The sequence below is a fragment of the Ensifer sp. GW823-FHT05D09 genome (assembly GCF_058795755.1).
The window spans coordinates 511,257-533,823 of the sequence record NZ_JBXAIA010000003.1 but is presented as its reverse complement, the minus strand read 5'-3'; the positions used below and the strand labels follow the sequence as shown (position 1 = coordinate 533,823).

The following is a 22,567-nucleotide window of genomic DNA, read 5'->3' as shown; positions in this document are numbered from 1 at the left end:
GCTTGCGTTTGCAACTCGTTTGCATCTGCATGAGGAATGATGAAAATGTCCGTATCCGATAACAGAACCGTGCTCCGACTTGCCTTCTGGGGCATTCCGCTTGCTTTGGGCGTCATGGGCCTGAAGATGTTGGCGTGGTGGGTGACAGGTTCCGTCGCGCTTCTGTCCGACGGTCTTGAATCGACCGTCAATGTGATTGCGGCTGTCATCGCCTATGCCATGATCGGATATGCCGCCAAGCCGGCGGATGCCGGGCATCCTTTCGGCCATCACAAGGCGGAATACATTTCCGCCGTTATAGAGGGCGTGCTGATCGTCGTTGCCGCGCTGCTGATCGTCTGGGAAGCGGTTCCGGCGATGATGGCGCCGGTTCTTCTCGATGCGCCCGCCCTCGGGCTCGCGATCAACTTTGTCGCCGGTGTCATCAATGCCGTCTGGGCCTATGTGCTGATCCGCGCCGGCAGGCAATATCGCTCGCCTGCGCTCAGCGCCGACGGGCATCATATCCTGTCGGATGTCGTCACCTCGATCGGCGTGTTGATCGGCCTTGTTCTTGCCATTGCCACCGGCTACGCGATCCTCGATCCGCTGCTCGCCGTCATCGTTGCCTGCAACATTCTGTTCCAAGGCTGGATTGTCATCTCACGCTCGATCGACGGGCTGATGGACAGAGCCGTGCCGGATGATGAAGAGGAGGCGATCAAGCAGGCGATTGCCGCCAATGCCAAGGGTTCGCTTGGCGTGCACGACTTGAAGACTCGCCAGGCGGGTGCGGTGATCTTTGTGGATTTCCACATGGTCGTGCCGGAAAAGATGGCGGTTGGAGAGGCGCATGATATCTGCGACCGCATCGAAGACGCGATCCGCACGGTTCATCCCGGCGCCAAGATCGCCATTCATGTGGAGCCGGAAGGCGAAACGGCGCACGGTGTGCGCGTAAAGGTAAGTGGAGTTCGGAAATGAGCCAGACTGACGTATCCGGCCTGTCGCAACTGGGCGCGAAGGTCGATCTGCCGCAAAGCCCTGACGAAGCGGTGCTCGAGCGTGTGCCGAGCGGCAATCGGAGCGCGGACTTCCTGGTGCGGTTCACCGCGCCGGAATTCACCTCGCTTTGCCCGATGACCGGACAACCGGATTTCGCCCATATCGTCATCGACTACGTGCCCGATGAATGGCTGGTGGAATCAAAGTCGCTGAAGCTTTTCCTGCATTCCTTCCGCAACCACGGCGCCTTTCACGAGGATTGCACCATCGACATCGCCAACCGGCTGGTGACGCTGTTGTCGCCGCGCTGGCTGCGCATTGGCGCATACTGGTATCCGCGCGGCGGCATCCCGATCGACGTGTTCTGGCAGACCGGCAAGCCGCCCGAAGGGCTGTGGCTGCCCGATCAGGGCGTGCCGACCTATCGCGGACGGGGATAAGAAATGGCGGGCCTGGCCCGCCATTTTCATTTTGCCTCTCGTCGCGATCGTCAGCCGAAGATCAGGGCCGTTCCGGCCAGAGCCGTGATCCCGCCGAGCACGCGCGCCAGCGTGCCGCCGCCGGAGAGGCGGCCCAGCGTCACGCCAAGGCCTATGCCGGCTGTGTGCAGGGCGGCGGTAGCGATCATGAAGCCGACGGCGAAGGGGAGGGCGCCGGCGCTGCCGAGTTCGCCGCCATGGGCATGGCCGTGGAAGAGCGCAAACAGGCCGACGACAGCAGCCGACGCGGCCGCATCGAGGCGCACGGCCATGGCCACCAGCAGGCCCAGCGCGACAACCGATGCGAGGATCGCGGGCTCGACGAACGGAAGGTCGATGCCGGCGGTTGCCAGCGCGAAACCGACCGCCATCATGGCGACGAAGGCTGTCGGCACCGCCCACAGCGCCCGGCCGCCGATCTGGGCGGCCCAGAGCCCGACGGCGACCATGACCAGAATATGGTCGAGGCCGAAGAGCGGATGCGAGAAGCCGGCGGCAAACGAGCCGTGCTCTTGCGGGTTGAGGTGTGCGAAGGCGGGTGCTGCGGATGCCATCAGTGCTGCGGCCGCAATCAGGATGCGTTTGTTCATGCTCGTCCCCATGGATCGACAGGGCCTGGGAGGAAAGCCCCGTTCTTGCTGTTCGTTGACGCGCTGATCTTATTGCCGCTTGTCGGGCTGTCCATACGGCATTTGGCGGTGGCGGTGTTTACCATAGACACAGTCCTGATTGCCGCTTTGTCGCCCCTTCGGTTTGTTGCATTGTCTTCGCGGTCGAGTCGCATTATCTGACTTTGACAAAGAAATTCATTGGACGCCGGAGAATCATCGATGAGCGACGAGGAAGACAAGAACACCGAACTGCCCTTGGGCAAGGAAACGGAGGCGAACCTTTTCAAGTCGCGCTCGATTTTCATCTACGGCACGATCACCCAGGAACTGGCGCAGAAGGTGTGCTCGCAGCTGGTGGCGCTTGCATCGGCCAGCGATGACGATATCCGCCTCTTCGTCAGCTCGCCGGGCGGCCACGTCGAATCCGGCGACAGCATTCACGACATGATCAAGTTCGTGAAGCCGAAGGTCTGGACAATCGGAACCGGCTGGGTCGCTTCCGCCGGCGCGCTGATCTATGTCGGCGTTCCCAAGGAGCGTCGCCTTTGCCTGCCGAACACCCGCTTCCTGCTTCACCAACCGTCTGGTGGCACCCGCGGCATGGCGTCCGATATCGAAATCCAGGCGCGCGAAATCATCAAGATGAACGAGCGCCTCAACAAGATCTTCTCCGAGGCGACTGGACAGTCGGTCGAGAAGATCGCCAAGGACACCGAGCGCGACTACTGGCTGTCGGCTGAAGAGGCCAAGAGCTACGGTCTCGTTTCGCGCATCATCACCTCGGTTTCGGATATCTGAGGCCGATACTCGCCGGAAGCGGCGGTTTGATCTGAAAAAAGGGCATCGGCGGTCGCGCCGGTGCCCTTTTTGTTTTGCGGGTCAACGGATTGAAGAGCCCGTGGAGCCACCCAATGTTTCCTGAAGGCGACGCCTTGCTCCGTTCCGGCAAGCCGTGTATAGGCTTTGGCATGACCAAGGCCAGCGCATATCGGATCGCTACGATCTCTGCCGCACACGATGACAATCGTGCGCCGCTGCGCGCCTTCGCCTCGCTTCTTCTTCTCGGCCTTACTCGCGGTTGCCGGGTTCGCTGAGGAGCGCCCGGCGGCCGAAAAGCCACGCCGGCAGATGCTCCTCGAATCCCATAGAGTTTTAGGACAAAGGCGCGCCCGCCGCGGCATTTGCCATCGCAATCCGATCCTCGATCGGTTATGGCAAAGCGGCCAGAGCGCTCAGTGATGAAGAGAAGCTGCAATGATCCAGAAATCCCATTCCATCAAGAACGGCATGCCGGAAGCGGCGGTCAAGTATCAGCCTTACCCGCAGGTCGCGCTGACGGACCGTACCTGGCCTTCGAAGACGATTACCAAGGCGCCGATCTGGTGCTCGGTCGACCTGCGTGACGGCAACCAGTCGCTCGTCGACCCGATGGGCCATGACCGCAAGGCGCGCATGTTCCAGCTGCTGCTCGACATGGGCTTCAAGGAAATCGAAATCGGCTTCCCCTCTGCCTCGCAGACGGACTTCGACTTTGCCCGCTGGTGCATCGAAGAGGGCAACGTCGCCAAGGACGTGTCGCTGCAGGTGCTGGTGCAGTGCCGGCCGGAGCTGATCACCCGGACCTTCGAAGCACTGCAGGGTGCCCACAAGCCGATCGTGCATTTCTACAATTCCACCAGTGAGCTGCAGCGCCGCGTGGTGTTTGCCAAGGACGTGGCCGGGATCAAGCAGATCGCGACCGACGCCGCCAAGATGATCACCGACATGGCGGCCAAGGCCGGCGGCGGCTATCGTTTCGAATATTCGCCGGAGAGCTTCACCGGCACCGAGCTCGAGGTGGCGCTGGAGATCTGCAACGCCGTCACCGAGATCGTCAAGCCGACGCCTGACAACAAGCTGATCCTCAACCTGCCGTCGACCGTCGAGATGGCGACGCCGAACATCTATGCCGACCAGATCGAATGGATGTGCCGCAACCTCGACAATCGCGAGAGCCTGATCATTTCGCTGCACCCGCACAACGACCGTGGCACGGGTATCGCGGCGACCGAGCTCGGCCTGATGGCCGGCGCCGACCGTGTCGAAGGCACGCTGTTCGGCAATGGCGAGCGCACGGGCAATGTCGACGTCGTGACACTGGCATTGAACATGTTTACCCAGGGCGTGGACCCGAACCTGGATTGCTCCGACATCGAGCGGATCAAGGAAGTCTACGAATATTCCAACCAGATGGTGATCCCGGAGCGCCACCCTTACGTCGGCGAGCTGGTCTATACCGCGTTTTCCGGTTCGCACCAGGATGCGATCAACAAGGGCATGAAGGCGATCAAGACCGCCAACAAGCCGCAGTGGGAAGTGCCCTACCTGCCGATCGATCCGCGTGACGTCGGTCGCTCCTACGAGGCGATCATCCGCATCAACTCGCAGTCGGGCAAGGGCGGCATCGCCTATATCCTGCAGGAAGACTACGGCATCAACCTGCCGCGCAACCTGCAGGTCGAGTTCCGTGAAGATATCCAGCGCATCACCGACGAGGAAGGCAAGGAGCTACCCTCCAAGCGGATCCATGAGCGCTTTATCGAGCGTTACGTCGACCAGCCCGGCGCGCGGATAAAATTCGTCGATCACCACACCTATCCGGTCGGCGAGCACAAGGGCGTGCGCGTGGTTGCAGCCGAGATCACCGACAATGGCGAGACGAAGCGCATCGAGGGCAAGGGCACCGGTCCGATCGATGGTTTCATCAACGCGCTGTCGATCTACCTCGGTGTCGACCTCTCGGTCGCCGACTATTCGGAACATTCGCTGCAGCACGGCTCGAACGCCGCCGCCATCGCCTATGTCGAGATGGAGCATCCGGGCGGAAAGCTGTTCGGCGCCGGTATCAACACCAACATCGTCGCCGCTTCGCTGGAAGCGATCGTTTCGGCCGCCAACCGCGTGCTGGAGATGAAGCTCAGCTGAGCATTAAAACACACCGCGCGTCGAGGTCGACGCGCGGTGTGTTCAATCGGAATGCAATGCACTGCCATGCGGGTGTTCTGACCGGGCCGATGATGTCGGCCTGGAGGCGGTCAGCCCTGCCGTGCCTTGCGGTTGGCGTAGCGCCGATCGCGTTCGGCCTTGCGCGCAGCTTCGTCTTCGATGACGCGTGAAATGCGGTTCTTGTCAGCTGCTTCGCGTGCTTCGGCCTCGGCCGTTGCTGCAGCGGCGATTGCTGCCTCGCGCTCGGCGGCCTCTGCCTGCGCGCGCTCGCGCTCCTCGGTCTTTACCCGCTCGCGATTGATGCGCCGTTCCTCGCGGGCGGCAGCGACCGCCTGGCGTTCGGCCTGGCGGGCGAGCTGGGTCGGTTCGGCTGCTTCCTTTGCAGCGCGATAGGCTTGGAGAAGCGCAGCCTTCGCATCGTTGGCGGCGCTACGACGGTCGGTGAGTTCACTGTTTCTGATGTTTCTCAAGTCTCTATTCCAGTTGAGGTGTCACCCTGACTGAAAGTCAGGCCTTTCTGACACGTTTCGAAACGGGGGCGGCGGCGGCCGCCAGGCGATCCTGCAACTCTTTTGCCAGGCGGGCTTCCCGAAGGCGCAAGGTCTTCTCCTCGCGAGCCTGGACGATTGAGTCAAGCTCTTCGACCGCGCTGTCACGGGCAAAGAACTGCGATTGCTCCTTGGCAAAGGCGATCTCGGCCCGCTGGCGCGATTTGTTGTGTGTGTCTGTCATGGGGTTTCCCGACTTAAAAGGGGTTCGCCTGCAGTGGCGCACCTCCATGGAGGTATTCGACAACTGCGCTATCCCTTTGGTTCCCACATGGTTTCATCTCCGGCGCGATTTCGATCGGCGGGATCATGCAGGCAACACGTGCTAACAAAAAAAGGCCAGGCATAATGCCTGACCTTGATGGGTATCATGCTCTCGACAGTGCCAGTACATCCGTGGTCAAGGGAGAGCCGATACCGATTTAAGCTGCCTGAAGGTTGCAGGCAGACATCTTGCCCGACTTGTTGTCGCGCTCCATGTCGTAGGCGATCTTCTGGCCTTCGACGATTTCGCGCATGCCAGCGCGCTCGACGGCAGAGATGTGGACGAAGGCGTCCGGGCCGCCGTTGTCAGGCTGAATGAAGCCGAAGCCCTTGGTGGAATTAAACCATTTAACTGTGCCAGTGGTCATGATGAACCCTTTCATAGCGTATTGAATGACCGCGGCGCGGAAGCGCTGCGGATGATGATAGCGATTTTTGAAAGGAAGGTTCGTTCAGGGCGCGGTTGCTAAATGCGCGGTAACCAAAGCTCAGCAAGCAAATATCGATTTTCTAGAGATAGAGATAAAGTATTGCAATGTCAACCTTTGGTTTTTATTTGCTGAATTTTGCCAATTTTCCGGGCGAGACGACACCGCAATTCGGAGTCAATATTTGCCCACGGCGGCAGATGTATTTTCCGCATCAAAAGCGGCTTTAACTATTTGGTTGTGTGAATAAATAACTGCCTGGGGTTCGGGCATTCTTGCTTTCTGCCGGACCGGCGAGCGAGCCGGCTTTCACGGCGACGCGATCCAGCCTGACAAATGGCACGCCAACACGAAGGCGACAGAGCGGCGGGGCGGTGTGAAGGTGCAGGGTCAGATTGTCGTCGAGACCGCTTCGGCCAGATCGTGCAGGCCGGGATTTGCGGACGGACCGACAACGACGAAGGATGCGCCGCCGCGCTGCCAGGAAACCATGCCGAGATCGTCGCGGATGCTTTCGGAGAACTTGTCGGATTGCGGGCTGTCGCTGTCCTTGAGGAAACAGATTGCAAACACGTCGCCATCGGCATTGCGATAGATGAGCTGGGCGACGGGTTTGCCGTTTGCGACGAGCAGGCGTGCGCCCTCGAAGTTCAGGCCCTTGCCGGTGAGGTTGGGGATGGTGAACGGCACGCCGACGCTGGAGGCGAGCCAGGTCTCGATAGCAGGAGCTTCGGAGGCAGGAACCTCGACGAGGCGTTCCTTCTGGCGTGAATAGATGCGGTGGTAGTCGGCGATGTCGTCGAGCCAGCTACGTGCTGAAGCAAGCTTCGTCGGCTCGCCGAGGCCGGTTGTCGTCCCGACGATATAACCGGCGGTGCCACCGAGCAGAACCAGCGCCACGGAAGCGGCCATCACGCGCGGCCAGACGCGCACGCGGCTGACATTGGCGGCAGCGATCGTCACCCGTTCCGCCTTGGGATTGATGCCGGATCCCTGCTTGATCTGACGCACCAGCGCCAGTGGCACCGGATCGTGCAGGAAATCCTCGAAAGCCGTGTTGCCGAAGGCGCTACCGGCCTTCAGCTTTTCGAACAGAGCCTTTGCGTCCTCGTCGCGGGCGAGGAGCGCCTCCAGCTCAGTCTTCTCTGCCTCGCCGAGTTCGCCGTCGATATAGGCGCACAACCGAATCTCGAGCGCGTGACCTTTCGTCTGCTGCAACGGTCATGCCCTCCTTTCGGTGTTTTCGGAAATCATCGCGGCGAGCCTGAGGCGCGCTGTCGATAGCCTGCTCATGACCGTGCCGATGGGGATGCCGAGGATATCGGCAGTCTCGCGGTAGCTGTGGCCTTCGACATTGACCAGGAGGAACGTGCTTGCCAGGCCTTCGGGCATGGAGAGGATCATTTTCTGCAATTGGTTGGCGTAGACGGCCTTTTCGGCGGAGGCCTCGACGCTGAGTTCGTCCTGGTCGGACGCGTCAACCGTGCCACTGCCGGTGCGGACTTTTCGCTTGCGGATCTCGTCGACCCAGAGATTGCGCGTCATGGCGTAGATCCAGCTTTCGAGTCGGCCTTCTCCGTTCCAGAGGTGACTGCGCGTAATCGCTCTTTCGCAAGCTTCCTGGACAAGGTCATCGGCATCATGGGCATTGCGCGTCAATGTCATTGCGAAACGGCGCAATTTGGGCAGCAGGCTGACCAAGTCGCGTCTGAAGTCCTTCGTTTCTGCCGCTGGGCGCATTGCTCTTCCAAATGAAACGTGCGGGATCGTGTCTTTATTCGCCAGATCGTATCCACGGCCAATGATATGAAACATTTGAGCGCCAGTCTGCAAGGGAAGTCCCGGATCGGAAAGCGAAATCTGTTCTTTCTTGCGCCGTAATCCCAAAAACCTTCGCTCACCCGCACCCCGTCTCGCGAGGCAGTCGTTACCGTAAACTGCGAGCTTGCGCCGGCAGTGCGTCAAAGTTCAGCCCGAATCTGACCGGTACTCATCCGTGCAACTGCAAGTCGTTGTCGGGGGAAGTGTCAATGAACAAACAAGAATGCGATCGTGCAGGCCGTAGCGGCTGGCGATCCTCTGGGCGCGTGCTGGGTGAGCGGTTGCGATCGGCGTCGCCGTTCCTTCGCGTTGCGGGCTTAAGCGTATCGCTTGCGGGCCTCGCTGCCTGCCAGAGTGCGTCGCTCAGCGAGACCGGCTCGCTGTCGTCCTACAAGGATTTCGTCGCCAGCGATGGTATGGTGACCAAGACGAAGTACCGGGTCGATTCCGCCGCGACCAAGACGGTGAAGACCGTGCACCTGATCCCGACGACCTTTGCCTCCAATGCCGACGTCGGCACGCTCGGCGATCCCCAGAAGAAACTGGTGGCGACGGGCATCGACCGGTCGCTGTGCGAGGCGCTCAGTGCCCATTTCGACGTCGTGCCGGTCTCGAAGCCTGCGGATATGGCGGTGCGCTCGGTTGTCAGCAAGGTCAAGGCGACCAATGCCGTTGTCGCCGGCGTGTCGACCGTCACCTCGGCGGTGGCTCCGGTGCCGGTCCCGCGTATTCCGATCGGTCTTGGCAGTCTCGCCGTGGAGGCGGAGGCCTTCGATACACGGGGCAAGCAGATCGCCGGGCTGACATGGGCACGGGGCGCCAATATCCTGACCAACGGCTCGCGCGCATCGACAGCGGCCGACGCCTTCGAACTGGCCGGCGACTTCTCCGAGGATTTCAGCGCGTTGCTGGCAAAATCGAACGACCCGATGAAGTCTGATTTCGAATTGCCGTCGATGAAGGCCGTCTCGAACAGCCTGTCCTATGCGGTCACCGGCAAGCCGACCGATCCCGATTGCGCGGTTTTCGGGCGTGGTTCCGGGGTGACAGGCATCGTCGGCGGCGGGCTGGGCTTGCCGCCGGAATGGACCGAAAAGAAGCGTAGCTGAGGAGGCGCTTTCAGCCAGGGTGCGGAACTGCCTTCCCGGTTGCGGGAAGGCAGTGGGACTGCGTCAATAATGCCTGACGCCGCCGAGCGACTGCAACAGCGAGCGATAGGCCCAGGTGTCTTCGCCACCCCGGTCGCGGATCTCGACCAGTTGCACGCGGGCATCCTCGATCTGGCCCTGCTCGATCAACGCCTGGCCCATGTAAGAGCGGGCGAGGATATAGTTTTCGTCGGCCTGGAGCGCGCGCTTGTAGTATTGCATGCCGAGTTCCATCCGGCCCGCCTTGCGATTGGCGTAACCGAGATAGTTCAGTACCCGGGCGCTCTTCTGATCCCTGACGGCGCCGAGAACCTTGATGGAATTCTCATACTGGCCGGCATAGGCGAGCTCGCGGGCGGCCTGGAAAAGGATGTCGTCGCTCAGATCGCTCTTCTTGGCGTTAACGCAGGCATTTTTCCTGGCATCCCAGACCTTGCCTTGGGTGCATTCGCTGCTCGTCTTGGTTTTCTTCGGCGGCTCGCTGCTATCCTCGCCGGCGGCCATGGCCGTCTGCGCTGAGAAGATGGCCGCGCCGGCGGCAAACAGGGTGCATAGAATGGTCTTGCGGTACATCATGCCTATCTCCCAACTGATACAATGGCGCCGAGCACGCCATCTCCGGCACAGAGAATAGATCGCTCTGCCGGTTGTGGGAACCCGAACGGGAGTGTGACGCCCAAACAGGCGTATTTATTCCTCTCGGGGATGGGATTCCGGCAAATTTCGGGCCGGCCTCTCCCATGATCGTCCCGTCCCTAGAAACGGGTGGTCTCAACCAGCGTGGCGCCCGTCGCGTCGGCGTTGAGCGCGTATCGCTCGCGGGTGAGGTGCCAGTTGCCGGCCTCGCCGGCGATGGTGAACAGGTTGTAGGCAGCCGGCGGCTTGTGGCCGCCCGGGCCCTGCGATGCCGAGGAGATGCCGACAACCGGTACCGGGCCGTTCTGCCCCTTCAGCCAATAGACGGTGTTCAAGTGCGTGTGGCCGTGGATCACCAGTTCGGCGCCGCCAGACGAGATCGTCGCTGCAAAACGACGGATGCCGAGCATCCGCTTGTGCAGCGACGTGGCGCCGCGGATCGGCGGATGGTGGATCATCACCACGCGGAAGAGGCCGGCATCGCCCGCCTGGCGCAGCAGTTTGACGGTGGCGCGGGCCTGCCGCTGGCCGAAATAGCCGCTGGCGGCGAAGGGCGGTGTCGCGACGGCCGTCGAGCAACCGATCAGCGCCACCGGGCCGCGCACCCGCATATAGGGGAAACAGCGATGGTTCTCATGCCAATCGGCCGGGGCGCCATCGGCGCGCATGAAGGGATACCAGGCGCGCGTCGTCTTCTCATAGGCGCCCGGCACATAGGCATCGTGATTACCCGGGACAATCGAGATGTTGGCCGGGTCTCCAGCGTCGTCGAGCCAGTCCGTCACCGCGGTGATCTCCCGCGATGAAGCGAGGTTCACCAGGTCGCCGGTGATTGCCATATGGTCCGGATCGCGCTTCTCGATGTCGGCCATCAGGCAATCGAGCGTGCCCGTGAACAGGTGCCGCCTGCGGTTCCGGTGCCAGTTGACGAAGCCGGTGATGCGCTTGGAGGCGAGTTCCCTCAAGGAGAGATCGGGCAGGGGGCCGAGGTGGACATCGGAGATATGGGCAAGTTTGAACATCGTCCCCGTCTAGCGCATATTCCGGTTGAGGGGAATCATGTCGCCGGATTAATCCCGGCCAACGGCCTATTCGGAAGGATAAACACCTGGAAAAACAGCAGCCCCGGGAGGTGCGGCGCTGGTATCACCGCGTCCTGATGCGCCTGGCTCACGGCTACTACGCCTTGTCGCGCGGCATGACGATCGGCGTGCGCGCTGCCTGCTTCGACGATCAGGGCCGGGTCTTCCTGGTGCGGCACTCCTATCTGCCCGGCTGGCACCTGCCGGGTGGCGGCCTCGACCGCGACGAGACGGCGCTCGAAGGCCTGCTGCGCGAGTTGCGCGAGGAAGGTAATCTCGAGGCGGCGGTCCCGCCGGCGCTGGTACAGGTCTACTACAACAGGCGCACGAGCCGCCGCGATCACGTGGTGTTTTACCGCTGCGACCATGTTCGCCAGTCGGCGCCGAAGACGCCGGATCTGGAGATTTCGGCGAGCGGCTTTTTTGCGCTTGATGCCCTGCCTGACGATACGACGCCCGCCACGCGCCGCCGGCTTGGAGAGCTGGCGGGCGCAAGCGTTTTCGACAGCTACTGGTAGATCTGGCTGTGCGGCCCTGACCTGGCGCAAGACAGCGCCTTGCCGGGTGTTTAGATGGCGCCTCGCCCATGCGGAGCATCCAGATCGAGGATCGGGCCGACGGGCACGACCCCGGTCGGATTGATCATCGTGTGGCTGCGGTAGTAGTGCTCCTTGATGTGGCGCATGTCGACCGTCTCGGCCACGCCCGCCACCTGGTAGAGGTCGCGCAGGTAGCCCTGCAGGTTCTTGTAGTCGGCGATCCGGCGGATATTGCACTTGAAGTGGCCGACATAGACGGGGTCGAAGCGCACCAGCGTCGTGAACAGCCGCCAGTCGGCTTCGGTGATCGCGCTGCCGGTCAGGTAGCGCCGGCTCGCCAGCCGCTCTTCCAGCTCGTCGAGCATGTCGAACAGCGGGGTGACGCCTTGCTCGTAGGCTTCCTGGCTCGTGGCGAAGCCGGCCTTGTAAACGCCGTTGTTGACAGTGCCGTAGATGCGAGCGTTCAGTTCGTCGATTTCGGTGCGCAAGTCTTGCGGATAGAAATCCGCATTCGAACCGGTCAGCTCATCAAAAGCCGAATTGAACATGCGGATGATCTCGGCGGATTCGTTCGAGACAATGGTGTTCTTCTGCTTGTCCCAGAGGACGGGCACCGTCACCCGGCCGGAATAGGTTGGGTCGGCGCGGGTGTAGACCTGCCAGAGCGCTTCGGAGCCGAAGAGGTGGTCGACGGTGCCGCCGTCCTTGCCCTTGAATTCCCAGCCCTTCGACAGCATCAGCGGATCGACGATCGAGACCGAGATCAGGTCTTCGAGCTTCTTCAGCTTGCGGAAGATCAGCGTGCGGTGTGCCCAGGGGCAGGCGAGCGAGACATAGAGATGATAGCGCCCGGCCTCGGCCTTGAAGCCGCTTTCGCCCGATGGGCCTGCCGATCCATCTGATGTGATCCAGTTGCGGAACTGCGATTCGCTGCGCTTGAAGTGGCCCTTCGTCGCCGCCGTGTCATACCAGACGTCCTGCCAGACGCCGTCTACAAGCCTGCCCATGGGCAATCTCCTTCGTGGTTTCGTTGTTCATAGATAGCGGCTTTATCGACCTGCGGAAGGTATCGATTTCTGAACAGTGCGTTTTGGGCTTTGACATCGGGCAATTTTCTGGTATCGGCGATTTCAGAAAATTTCTCTGTGTCCGGAACGAACCGTACTCATGACTTTCTCGGGAAACCTGCGACGACGCTGATGCTGCCAACGCCCCCTCGGGCGAAGCCATCCCCATGTCTGTCTGCATACGGTTCCTGATCCCATGAAAAAGCATGACCTCGTCTACCTGACCGAAGACGCGTCCCATGACGCAGCCATCGAAATCATCAACGAAGAAGCCTTTGGTCCCGGCCGGTTCGCCCGGGCGGCTGCACGCATTCGCGAGCAGGGCGCCCACGATCGGTCGCTGTCCTTCGTCTGCGCCGATAATGGCGAGACGATTGCCTCGGTCCGGATGACGCCCGTGATGGCGGGTTCGATCAAGGGGCATCTGCTTGGGCCGCTCGCCGTACGGCCGTCGCACAAGAACATGGGCATCGGCCGGGAGTTGGTGCGTATCGCCGTCGAAGCGGCACGGCGGAAGGGCTCGCACGCCGTCATCCTCGTTGGCGACCCGCCCTATTACCAGCCGCTCGGCTTCGAGAAGGTCCGTTACGCGGCACTGGAATTCCCGGGCCCGGTCGATCCGGCACGGGTGCTGGTTGTGCCGATGGCCGAAGGCGTGCATGCCGGTCTTGCCGGCGTCATCGGTTGGCGGGACGACACGACTGTCGAGGAGATGGCCGAGGTCGAAGACATCGAACTGGCGCTTGCCGTCTGACAATACCGTCTGTCGGCGACCTCTAGAGCGTTTCCGATTTACACGGAAACACAGAAACGCTCTATGTCTCTGTTTTTACGCATTTCCTGACGGAAAACCGCTCCGCACTTTTCCTGGAAATGCTTTAGCCCAGCTGCTTTTTCAGAAAGACCCGGCTGCGGCCCGGCGGAAAGTCGGGCAACTCGCCGAAGGCCTCGTAACCCTGGCGCTCGTAGGCGCGGCGGGCTTGCGGATTGAACGTGTCGATCCAGGCGCCGTGGCAGCCGCGGCGACGGGCCTCGTCTTCGGCCGCGGCCAGGAGCCTGGCCGCCAGACCCTGGCCGCGCAGGTCTTCGGGCAGCCACAGCCATTGCACGAACAGCCAGCCCCAGGCGGTATAGCCGTTGAGGCCGCCGCGTTTTCCGCCGGCATCGGAACCACCGATGAGCACTGCCAGTGGCCGCCGTTCGGACGGGCCGACATCGGCGGCGTTGAAGGCCGTCAGGCCGTTGCCGATGGCTTCAAGCGCTTCGGCCGGCGGTTTGTCGGTGATCTCGAACATGGACACTCCTACCTGGCCAGCCGCTTGGAGATCGGTTCGAACTCAGGCGTCGCCGTGCGCTTGACCGGATCGGGCGTGCCGGCATCGATCGCGTCCCAATATTTCCAGTGGACCTTCTTCGATCCGAGTTCGTAGTCCATGCCGTCCCAGCTGTCTTCGCGGAAGCTGTAGAAGGCCCAGTGCAGGCTGTCCTTGTCGAGCGTCGTCAGCACGTCCTCGAGATAGGCCTTGCAGCCGGTCCAGCGGCGCATGCAACCGAATTCTCCGGCAACGACGCGGTTGAGCGCAATGCCCTTGTCTTTCGCCCACTGCACCGGCCGGTCGAGATAGGAGGCAACCCGCGCCTTGTCCCAGTTTTCCTCGCCTTCGCCGAAAGGCACCTTGCCGGGATAGGTATAGGGCTTTTCGCGCTTCATGTTGGGCGCGCTGGTGGCCGCATAGGGCTCGTACATGTGGAAGCTGTAGAGCACCTTCTGGTCGCTGAGGCCCGACGGCCAATAGCTGAAGGCATCGGCTGCGGCGTACCAGCCGGCGTCGGCCATGATCGGGGTCGCGGGGTCGACCTCGCGGATGGCGGCGATCACCGTCTCATAGAAGGCGACGACGTCGGAGGCGCTGCCCTTCTTGCTCGCATACCAGTCCTGCATCGCCTTTTCGTCGGCGTGTTCTGCAAGGCCGTTCTGCTTTTCAGGCGCCGGTTCGTTGATGATGTTGTAGGCGGCAACACCAGGGTGATCCTTGAGTTCGCGGGCGAGGTCGCGCCAGAAGCTTGCGGCCTCAGCCCACCAGGCCTTGTCCTGCCATATGCGACCGTCGAACTTGTTGCCGTTGTTCTGCGACCAGCGCATGCCGGGCAGCGATAATGGCGTGATGACGACCTTCAATCCGGCCTTGTCGGCGCGATCGAGCGTTTCCTTCAGCGTCTTCAGGTCGGCCGCCGGTATGCCCTCGTATTTGTCGGCATTGCCGATCAGGAAGTCGCGCTTGGCCGGCTTCCATTTGTCGTAGGACAAGCGAACCCAGGTGGCGCCGTAGCCGGACAGCGCCTTGAAATAGGCCTCGTCCGGCGGAAGCCGGTTGAAGCTGTTGCCGCCATGCTGCGGCTTGTCCCAAAAATCGATAAGGTCGGCCGCGTGAGCGGGCCCGGTGACGATTGCGCCGGCAAGGGCGAGGGCAAGGAAGGAGGAGGCTATCAAACGCATCTACAGGGCTCCAAAGAATGTCCCTGCGATGTCGACAGTCATTGTGGCCTAAATCAGGAACGGCGCATGCTGAAAACGTCGAGCCGGCTTTCACCCACATCCTTTTCATCGAGCTGCCAACCGCCGCGCTGGTAGAAGGCGCGCTTCTGCGGCAAGGCGCAGAGATGCACGGTTTCGACGCCGGTCGCCAAGGCCGCCTCGGCTGCGTGACGAACGATGCTCGCGCCGAGGCCGAGACCGCGAAATGTCGGCTCCACCCAAACGGCTGCCACCCAGGGACCAAGCTCGGGGCGCTCCTCCAGGTCGGATTCGATCACCGAGGCGGTGCCGATAAACGTTGCGCCGCGATGGGCGACGATGGCGAAAGGAATGCGATGGTCGCCGAGGCTGCCGGCAACCAGCCCGGCGATGTGATCGAGTGGAAAGCCGCGCGGTTCCCACCAGGCCCGCCAGACGCGGTCGGCGATATCGTCGGCGAAATAGGGCACGTCGCGCAGGTTGCTGATGGCGACGCTCGGATCGGTCATCGACCCTCGCGGTACCATGTCGCCGAGATCAGCAGGAGCAGGGCGGCAAGGCCGAAGAGGCCGGTAAACAGCGACAGAGAATTGATGCCCCTGAGTACGGTCTCGTCGGTCAGGCGCAGCGACAGCCGCTGGTCGTCGGCGACGCGCACGGCGCCGCGCACCGGCAGGATCGACGGCAGGTCTATGGCGCCGTCGGCGCTTGCCAGCCGGCGCACCAGGCCCTTGGTCTGTTCTGCCCAGGGGCGCAGCTTGTCCTCGGTCGAGATCGCCGCCTTGAATTCCGGCGCGTCGACATTGCCGACATGGACGAGCGTGGACAGTTCGTCGTTGGCCACTTCGAAGAGGCCGGTTTCCGTGGTCTTCACCTCGGCGCTGTAGAGGCCCGGTTCGCGCTGCGTCAGCGACAGCTCCTCGGTTTTGCCGGAGGGATAGGTGAGGGTCGCGGGGCCGGGGTCGCCCTCGATGGTCTGGCGGGTGATTTCGAGCGTGCGGCCTGCGGCGCGGGCCGTCAGCGCTTCCTCTTCCAGCGCCGGCTCCTGCATCAGCCAATGGGCGGTGCGACGATAGAGCGAGACGTGCGGACCGCCACCTTCAAAGCCCCGGGCCCAGAGCCAGCCCTGGTCGGACAGAAGCATGGCGACGCGTCCCTTGCCGACACGATTGAGCACCAATAGCGGCTTGCCGTCGGCGGCTTCCATCACGGTCTGGCCGAGTGGCCGGTCGACGTCGACGGTGCGGAACCAGCGGCCCCATTGCGGCGGTTCGCTGGCAGCCCCTTCGAGGCCGCGGGTGACCGGGTGTTTCTTGCCCTCATCCGAAAGGCGCGGATAGAAGCCCTTTTCATTCATCACGCCGGTCGGGTTTGCGGGCAGTACCGCCGAAAGCGGCGTGGCGGCGATCGAATCGTTGCCGGCATGCTCAGGCCCGGCTGCGATCAAGAGCGCGCCGCCGTTCTGCACATATTGCGCGATGTTGTCATAGTAGAGGATCGGCAGCACGCCGCGGTGCTGATAGCGGTCGAAGATGATCAGGTCGAACTCGCTGATCTTGTCGACGAACAGCTCGCGCGTGGGAAACGCGATCAGCGACAGCTCGTTGATTGGGGTTCCGTCCTGCTTTTCCGGCGGGCGCAGAATGGTGAAATGCACGAGGTCGACGGCGGCATCGGACTTCAACAGGTTGCGCCAGGCGCGTTCGCCCGCATGCGGCTCGCCTGAGACCAAGAGCACGCGCAGGTTTTCGCGGATGCCGTCGAGAACATGGACGGCGCGATTGTTGGTTTCGGTAACTTCGCCGGGGACGCCGTTGACCGCAAATTCGAGGATGTTGTTGCCGCCGCGCGGCACGGTGAAGCTGAAAGGCACGTCGGTGCCGGGTTCGGCGACTTCCGTTGCGATCTCGTTGCCATTGAGGCGGATGGTCACCTCGGCGGTGCCGCCCGGCGCCTTGCCATCGTCGACCACGCGGAAGGACAGCTTCTGCTGTTCGCCGACGATGCCGAAGCGCGGCGCGCTGACGATCTCGATGCGACGGTCGAATTCATCCGGCCTGCCGCTGATCAGCCCATGGATCGGCGCGTCGAAGCCGAGCTTCTGGTTGATGTCGGGCACGTCGTGGATCTGGCCGTCGGTAATGAAGATCGCACCGCCGACCCGCGCCGGCGGCACATCGGCAAGCACGGAGGTCAAGGCGGAGAAGAGGCGGGTTGAAGGCGCTTCGCTCTCCGGGCTGTCGGCGGCTTCGACGATGCGGGTCTCGATCTGCGGGAAGCGGGCAAGGCGGTCCTTGAGGTCGGCAAGCGCCTTGTCGGTCTGCTCGCGCCGGCCGGCATAATCCTGGCTCTGGCTGCGGTCGACGACCACGGCGACGATGGTCGACAGCGGCTCGCGCTCCTCCTGGAAGAGGACCGGGTTGGCGAGCGCCAGACAGAAGGCGGCAAGCGCAGCGGCGCGCACCCAGGCGCCGCGCACGCCGCGCCAGATGCCGAGTGCGGCCAGGATCGCGGCTGCGACGGCAAGCACCGCCAGATAGGGCCACGGGATGAATGGCGAGAAGTCAGCGGTCATCGATCGGCCCTCATTGTCCGAGCCGTTCGAGCAGGGCCGGCACGTGCACCTGGTCGGCCTTGTAGTTGCCGGTCAGCATATACATCATGATGTTGACGCCGGAACGGAAGGCGTATTCACGCTGCATTTCGTCCGGTGGTACGGTTGGCAGCAATGCGACGCCGTTGGCATCCACCGCCCAGGCGCCGGCAAAGTCGTTGCCGGTAATCATGATCGGCGTCACGCCATCGCCAGAGCGGGCCGGGCGATTGCTCGCCTCTTCGCGATTGTCGAGCTGCGCCTCGATCCACAGCGGGCTGCCGGTGTAGCGGCCGGGGAAGTTCGACAGCAGGTAAAATGCTTTGGTCAGCACGTGGTCGGTCGGAACGGGCTCCAGCGGCGGGATGTCGAGGTTGGCAAGGATCGCCTGCAGCCGCTCGGTGTTGGGGCTGGTCCCGCCGGACGATGCGCCGAGCGAAGAGAACTGGTCGCGCGTGTCGAACAGTACCGTGCCGCCGGCGCGCATATAGGCGTCGATGCGGCTGACGGCCTGCGGGCTCGGCATCGGCGCCGATGCGGAAACCGGCCAATAGATGATCGGATAGAACGACAGTTCGTCCTTGGCGATATCGAGGCCGACAGGGGTGCCCGGCTCAAGTGTCGTGCGATAGGTGAGAAAGTCGGTAAGTCCCGCAAGCCCGCGCTCGGAGAGACGATCGACTTCGCCTTCGCCGGTCACGACGTAGGCGAGATGCGTGGTGTCGAGGCGCTCGAGAATGGCGGCGTCTTCCGGTCGGCTGTCGTCGGCCAGACTATCCGGCGGCGAGACGAGGAAGGCACTTACCGCCAGCAGGAGGCCTGCGGTCATCGCCTTTGCTGCGCGCAGACGCGAGAAGGCCCCGCCCATGAACAGCACGATCAGCGCGTCGACGAGGAGCAGCAGCATTGCAAGGGTGAACAGGGCCGGCTTCAGCGACCAGCTTTCGGAAGCGGCCAATTGCTGGGTGGTGTGAGCGCCGGCGGCGGTCATGTCGATCGGCGTCAGCTCGGCATTGCGCGGCAAAAGGTTGAGCGCGGTAAAGCCATCTTCCGATCCGTAGAGACCCGGCGGATTCTCAGGCGTCGACACCGGCACCTGGCCCGGCACGACATCGAGCGGCCGGGCATTGCCGGTCTCAGCGACAAGCACGCCGTCGGCGTTCAGCAGCCGATAGGGCGCGAGCGTCTGTTGCTGCGCCTTGCCCTCGTTGGCAACGCCACCGCCGCGCGACAGCTGGACACTGCGGCGCAGCATCTCGACGAAATCGCCCGAGATCGGCAGGTTCGACCAGGTGGCTTCGGCGCTCACGTGGAAGAGGATGATGCGCCCGGCGCCGTGGGCCGACGTCGTCACCAGTGGCGTGCCATCGGCAAGGCTTGCCCAGGTGCGCTCGGCAAGATCGGCGGTCGGCTCGGCCAGAACCTGCCGCTTGACCAGAATGTCGGTCGGGCGCGCCATGCCGGCAAACGGGCTGTTGGCCGGGTAGTCGGCGAGCGGTTGCGGTTCGGACCAGGAAAGTGCGCCGCCGAGCGCCCGTTCGCCCTGGCGCAGCGTCACCGGCACCAGCGGATCGTCGGCGGGGGCGGCTGCAAGCCTGGGGCCGGCGAAGCGGATGAGCATGCCGCCATTGTCGATCCATTTCGTGAGCTTCGGATAGATCTCTTCCGGCAGCCGGCCGATATCGGCCATGATCAGCACGGACGGCTTCTGCTCCAGGAGCTCCGGAATGGCGACGGCGAGATCGGTCTCGTGCGGTTCGACGAGATCGGCATAGGGCGCGAGCGCGCGGTTGATGTAGTAGAGCGGCGACAGAAGCGGCTGCGACTGATCGCGGGCCTCGCCGCTCAGAAGTGCGACGCGACGACGGCGGAAACCATCGTCGAGCAGGTGCACGCTGCCGGCGGTCGCGGCATTCTCGATGCCGATGCGGGCAAAGTCGTTGCGCAGTTCGAAGGGCGCCTCGATGCTGCCCTTGGCGACGCCTTCGCCGGGGCCGAAGGCGATCTGCCCGTCGGCAATGGCGCGGCCGCGCGTGTCATAGGCGACGATCGGCAGGGTGAGCGCCCCATCCTTGTTGAGGCGCGTTGCCGTCACCGACATGCCGGTCGAGCCGTTGCTGCTATCGGTCAGTGCCACGGTGCGGCTGCCATCGGCCTCGATCAGCCGCAGTTCGGCGGCTCCGACCTCGGATAGCGCCGCCATGGTCTTCTGGTCTGCTGCCTCGATGCCGTCGCTGACGAAGGCCAGCGTGCCGGGCTTCGCGCCTTCAAACGCGGTTTTCAGTGCGGCAATCGCCTGGGTGCGGTCGACGGCGAGCGGGATGGGGGCGGCGGCAGCAAGCCTGTTGCGCGCAGTCGCTGCCGAGCCCGGCGTGGCGTCGTGCTGGCGGTCGCCTGTGAAGGCGATCGAGACGGCGAGGTCGCGCGCCTCGGCATCGTCGATCAGCGTGCTGACGGCATCCACACGCTGCTCCCAGTCGGTAGCCGTTGCCCAGCTGTTGTCGACGACGATGGCGAGCGGGCCGCTCGTTGCCAACGTGTTCTGGCGCGGGTTCACCACGGGGTCGGCGATGGCGAGAATAACCGCGGCCGCCAAAAGCATGCGCAAAAGGGTCAGCCACCACGGGCTTTTCGACGGTGTTTCCTCGCGCTTCAGCACCGAGGCAAGAATGCGCAGCGGTGGGAACACTTCGGCCGCCGGCTTCGGCGGGGTCATGCGCAAGAGCCACCAGATCACCGGAAGGGCGATCAGCGCCGCAAGCATCGCGGGATTGGCAAACAGAAAGGGAAGGCCGGTCATAGCTGGCCTCCATGGGTGGCGCGACCGGGCATGCCCGAGAGATACATGTGGACTGCAACCAGCGCCTCGGAGGCGGGTCTGTCCGTCCGGTGCGGCGTAAAAGTCCAGCCGAGATGGCGCAGCGTCACCCCGAGGCTTTCGCGGCGAGCGAGGTAGGCGCGCTGATAATCTTCGCGCAGGATCTCGGCGCGCCCGGCGGTCAGCTTCTGGCCGGTTTCTGGGTCGCTGAATTCGGTCCGCCCGGCATAGGGAAAGACCTCCTCGGCCGGATCGGCAACCTCGACGACATGACCGCGCAGGCCGCGGCGGGCGAGCGGACCCAGCCGCTCCATGATCCGGTCGGTCGGGTCGAGAAAATCGCCGATCAGCACCAGATCGCTGGCGTTGCGGATCATGCCAGTCTCCGGCAGCCCTTCGGAAAGCGGCGTCAGCATGATGGCGGTTGCCAGCCGTTCGGCGGCGTTGCGGGCGGAGATCGGCTCCATCACCCCAGGACATCCGATGCGCTCGCCGGAGCGCGCGAGGATTTCGGCGAGCGCCAGCATCAAGACCAGCGCCCGGCTTTCCTTCGACACCGATCCGAGCGTCGACTTGTACATCATCGACGGCGACAGGTCGGCCCAGAGCCAGATGGTGTGGGCTGCCTCCCATTCGCGGTCGCGCACATAGGTATGATCGTCGCGGGCGGAGCGGCGCCAGTCGATGCGCGACAGGCTTTCGCCGTCGCTATAGGGCCGGAACTGCCAGAAATTCTCGCCGATCCCGCGCTTGCGCCGGCCGTGCCAGCCGGAGATCACCGTGTTGGCGATGCGGCGGGCTTCGACGAGGCAGTCAGGAACGAGCATCGCGCGCTGCTGCGCACGGGAAAGAACCTCACCAGCGGGGGTACGCGCAACTATGTGCCCGATGGAGGCCATTCTTTATCCCTTGGCTTGTTTCACCAGTCCGGCGATGACGTCGCGCACGGTCATGCCTTCGGCACGGGCGGCGAAGGTCAGCGCCATACGGTGCTGGAGAACGGGCTCGGCGAGTGCCATGATATCGTCGATCGACGGCGCAAGCCGCCCATCGTAAAGCGCGCGGGCGCGGGCGCACAGCATCAGCGCCTGTCCTGCGCGCGGGCCCGGGCCCCAGGCGACGTTCTTGTCGGTGGCGGCATTGCCGTTGCCCGGACGGGCGGAGCGCACCAGCGCCAGGATCGCATCGACCACCTTTTCGCCGACCGGCATCTGGCGGATGAGGCTCTGGATCTGCTGCAGGCGGGCGGCATCGATGACGGGACGGGCAGTCGCTTCGGCGGTGCCCGTGGTTTCAAGCAGGATCTGCCGTTCTGCGGCAAGCTCGGGATAGCCGACGTCGACCTGCATCAGGAAGCGGTCGAGCTGCGCCTCGGGCAGGGGATAGGTGCCTTCCTGCTCCAGCGGGTTCTGGGTCGCCAGCACATGGAACGGCTGCGGCAGGTCCTTGCGGGCGCCGGCAACGGTGATGTGATACTCCTGCATCGCCTGCAACAGCGCCGACTGCGTGCGCGGCGAAGCGCGGTTGATTTCGTCGGCCATCAAGAGCTGCGTGAAGATCGGGCCGGGGATGAAACGGAAGGAGCGATGGCCGGCGGCATCCTGGTCCATGACTTCGGAGCCGAGAATATCCGACGGCATCAGGTCGGGCGTGAACTGGACGCGGCTGGAATCGAGCCCGAGAACGGTGCCGAGCGTCGCCACCAGCTTGGTCTTGGCAAGGCCGGGCACGCCGACGAGCAGGGCGTGACCGCCCGACAGGACCGCAAGCAGGGTCTGCTCGACCACCGTTTCCTGGCCGAAGATGACCTTGCCGACTTCGGCGCGCACGAGCGCGATTTCCGCAAGCGCGTTTTCCGCCGCGGCAACGATCGCCTTTTCGTCGGTCGCGTCCGTCGCGCCCTTCATCACACTCATGGTCATACTCCCCGGTCGCCCGTTGTTGAACCGAATCGCCCCGCCGGGGAATTTCAGTTGCCTTATTCCAATTTAGACCCTGGCTGACGGCTGACAAGTCGCCGCAGACGCACTATCTCGTGACATCATACAC

Annotated in this window: 23 protein-coding genes; 7 read left to right on the top strand and 16 right to left on the bottom strand. The window is 63.3% G+C overall.

Annotated features, from left to right (window positions below; genetic code table 11):
* The first annotated feature begins 45 nt into the window (after window positions 1-45).
* Together AC1Q80_RS12935 and queF are read left to right on the top strand one after the other, a co-directional pair.
* Entirely contained in the window at window positions 46-963 is a 918-nt protein-coding gene (locus AC1Q80_RS12935; RefSeq protein WP_173420837.1) for a cation diffusion facilitator family transporter, read from the top strand.
* Window positions 960-1,424 (top strand): preQ(1) synthase, encoded by a 465-nt coding sequence (gene queF, locus AC1Q80_RS12930; protein ID WP_492360655.1) that lies wholly within the window; start codon window positions 960-962, stop codon window positions 1,422-1,424. The genes AC1Q80_RS12935 and queF overlap by 4 nt, the downstream gene beginning before the upstream one ends.
* 50 nt (window positions 1,425-1,474) lie before the next feature.
* On the opposite strand, the gene AC1Q80_RS12925 is transcribed toward queF, so the two are convergent.
* Window positions 1,475-2,053, bottom strand: a complete 579-nt coding sequence (locus AC1Q80_RS12925; RefSeq protein WP_209790974.1) for a HupE/UreJ family protein — start codon at window positions 2,051-2,053, stop codon at window positions 1,475-1,477.
* Window positions 2,054-2,293: 240 nt separating this feature from the next.
* Between AC1Q80_RS12925 and AC1Q80_RS12920 the strand changes: the two genes are divergently transcribed.
* Both AC1Q80_RS12920 and leuA read left to right on the top strand, forming a co-directional pair.
* A complete protein-coding gene (locus tag AC1Q80_RS12920) occupies window positions 2,294-2,872 on the top strand; it encodes an ATP-dependent Clp protease proteolytic subunit (protein ID WP_173420835.1) in 579 nt (192 codons plus the stop codon).
* A 456-nt stretch (window positions 2,873-3,328) separates the two neighbouring features.
* Window positions 3,329-5,038 carry a 2-isopropylmalate synthase gene (gene leuA, locus AC1Q80_RS12915; RefSeq protein ID WP_173420834.1) on the top strand — a complete coding sequence of 570 codons (1,710 nt, stop codon included), beginning with the start codon at window positions 3,329-3,331 and terminating at the stop codon, window positions 5,036-5,038.
* Between the two features lie 110 nt (window positions 5,039-5,148).
* Here the strand turns inward: leuA and AC1Q80_RS12910 are convergent, their stop codons facing one another.
* The 5 genes from AC1Q80_RS12910 to AC1Q80_RS12890 form a co-directional block, all read right to left on the bottom strand.
* Window positions 5,149-5,529 (bottom strand): DUF6481 family protein, encoded by a 381-nt coding sequence (locus AC1Q80_RS12910; protein ID WP_173420833.1) that lies wholly within the window; start codon window positions 5,527-5,529, stop codon window positions 5,149-5,151.
* Window positions 5,530-5,566: 37 nt separating this feature from the next.
* Complete coding sequence (locus AC1Q80_RS12905; RefSeq protein ID WP_173420832.1) at window positions 5,567-5,791, bottom strand: hypothetical protein; 225 nt, start codon at window positions 5,789-5,791, stop codon at window positions 5,567-5,569.
* A 238-nt stretch (window positions 5,792-6,029) separates the two neighbouring features.
* On the bottom strand, window positions 6,030-6,239 hold the full coding sequence (locus AC1Q80_RS12900; RefSeq protein WP_025427963.1) for a cold-shock protein: 210 nt from the start codon (window positions 6,237-6,239) through the stop codon (window positions 6,030-6,032).
* 450 nt (window positions 6,240-6,689) lie between these two features.
* Entirely contained in the window at window positions 6,690-7,517 is an 828-nt protein-coding gene (locus AC1Q80_RS12895) for an anti-sigma factor family protein (protein ID WP_492360654.1), read from the bottom strand.
* A 3-nt stretch (window positions 7,518-7,520) separates the two neighbouring features.
* On the bottom strand, window positions 7,521-8,039 hold the full coding sequence (locus AC1Q80_RS12890; RefSeq protein WP_173420830.1) for an RNA polymerase sigma factor: 519 nt from the start codon (window positions 8,037-8,039) through the stop codon (window positions 7,521-7,523).
* A gap of 290 nt (window positions 8,040-8,329) precedes the next feature.
* Between AC1Q80_RS12890 and AC1Q80_RS12885 the strand changes: the two genes are divergently transcribed.
* Window positions 8,330-9,229, top strand: coding sequence for a DUF3313 domain-containing protein (locus AC1Q80_RS12885; protein ID WP_173420829.1), 900 nt, complete (start codon window positions 8,330-8,332; stop codon window positions 9,227-9,229).
* A 63-nt stretch (window positions 9,230-9,292) separates the two neighbouring features.
* Here AC1Q80_RS12885 and AC1Q80_RS12880 read toward each other — a convergent pair whose 3' ends face one another.
* Complete coding sequence (locus tag AC1Q80_RS12880) at window positions 9,293-9,841, bottom strand: tetratricopeptide repeat protein (protein ID WP_173421070.1); 549 nt, start codon at window positions 9,839-9,841, stop codon at window positions 9,293-9,295.
* 182 nt (window positions 9,842-10,023) lie between these two features.
* Complete coding sequence (locus tag AC1Q80_RS12875; RefSeq protein WP_173420828.1) at window positions 10,024-10,926, bottom strand: metallophosphoesterase family protein; 903 nt, start codon at window positions 10,924-10,926, stop codon at window positions 10,024-10,026.
* Window positions 10,927-11,063: 137 nt separating this feature from the next.
* On the opposite strand from AC1Q80_RS12875, the gene AC1Q80_RS12870 reads away from it, so the two are divergent.
* Complete coding sequence (locus AC1Q80_RS12870; protein ID WP_492360653.1) at window positions 11,064-11,504, top strand: NUDIX domain-containing protein; 441 nt, start codon at window positions 11,064-11,066, stop codon at window positions 11,502-11,504.
* A 50-nt stretch (window positions 11,505-11,554) separates the two neighbouring features.
* Here the strand turns inward: AC1Q80_RS12870 and AC1Q80_RS12865 are convergent, their stop codons facing one another.
* Complete coding sequence (locus AC1Q80_RS12865; protein WP_492360652.1) at window positions 11,555-12,532, bottom strand: glutathione S-transferase family protein; 978 nt, start codon at window positions 12,530-12,532, stop codon at window positions 11,555-11,557.
* Between the two features lie 256 nt (window positions 12,533-12,788).
* Here AC1Q80_RS12865 and AC1Q80_RS12860 point away from each other — a divergent pair, with 256 nt between their 5' ends.
* Entirely contained in the window at window positions 12,789-13,346 is a 558-nt protein-coding gene (locus AC1Q80_RS12860) for a GNAT family N-acetyltransferase (RefSeq protein ID WP_492360651.1), read from the top strand.
* Window positions 13,347-13,470: 124 nt separating this feature from the next.
* Here the strand turns inward: AC1Q80_RS12860 and AC1Q80_RS12855 are convergent, their stop codons facing one another.
* From AC1Q80_RS12855 to AC1Q80_RS12825, 7 genes are read right to left on the bottom strand one after another with little or no spacing between them, the layout of a single operon-like run.
* The gene (locus AC1Q80_RS12855) at window positions 13,471-13,893 is read right to left on the bottom strand and encodes a GNAT family N-acetyltransferase (RefSeq protein ID WP_492360650.1); all 423 of its coding nucleotides are present in this window, start codon (window positions 13,891-13,893) and stop codon (window positions 13,471-13,473) included.
* Window positions 13,894-13,895: 2 nt separating this feature from the next.
* A complete protein-coding gene (locus AC1Q80_RS12850; protein WP_492360649.1) occupies window positions 13,896-15,089 on the bottom strand; it encodes a glycoside hydrolase family 5 protein in 1,194 nt (397 codons plus the stop codon).
* Between the two features lie 53 nt (window positions 15,090-15,142).
* On the bottom strand, window positions 15,143-15,616 hold the full coding sequence (locus AC1Q80_RS12845) for a GNAT family N-acetyltransferase (RefSeq protein WP_492360648.1): 474 nt from the start codon (window positions 15,614-15,616) through the stop codon (window positions 15,143-15,145).
* Window positions 15,613-17,682, bottom strand: a complete 2,070-nt coding sequence (locus tag AC1Q80_RS12840) for a hypothetical protein (protein WP_492360647.1) — start codon at window positions 17,680-17,682, stop codon at window positions 15,613-15,615. The genes AC1Q80_RS12845 and AC1Q80_RS12840 overlap by 4 nt, the downstream gene beginning before the upstream one ends.
* Window positions 17,683-17,692: 10 nt before the next feature.
* On the bottom strand, window positions 17,693-20,500 hold the full coding sequence (locus AC1Q80_RS12835; protein WP_492360646.1) for a DUF4159 domain-containing protein: 2,808 nt from the start codon (window positions 20,498-20,500) through the stop codon (window positions 17,693-17,695).
* Window positions 20,497-21,417 (bottom strand): DUF58 domain-containing protein, encoded by a 921-nt coding sequence (locus tag AC1Q80_RS12830; RefSeq protein WP_173420820.1) that lies wholly within the window; start codon window positions 21,415-21,417, stop codon window positions 20,497-20,499. Before AC1Q80_RS12830 ends, AC1Q80_RS12835 begins: the two co-directional genes overlap by 4 nt.
* Before the next feature lie 3 nt (window positions 21,418-21,420).
* Window positions 21,421-22,434 (bottom strand): AAA family ATPase, encoded by a 1,014-nt coding sequence (locus AC1Q80_RS12825; protein WP_173420819.1) that lies wholly within the window; start codon window positions 22,432-22,434, stop codon window positions 21,421-21,423.
* Window positions 22,435-22,567 lie beyond the last annotated feature (133 nt).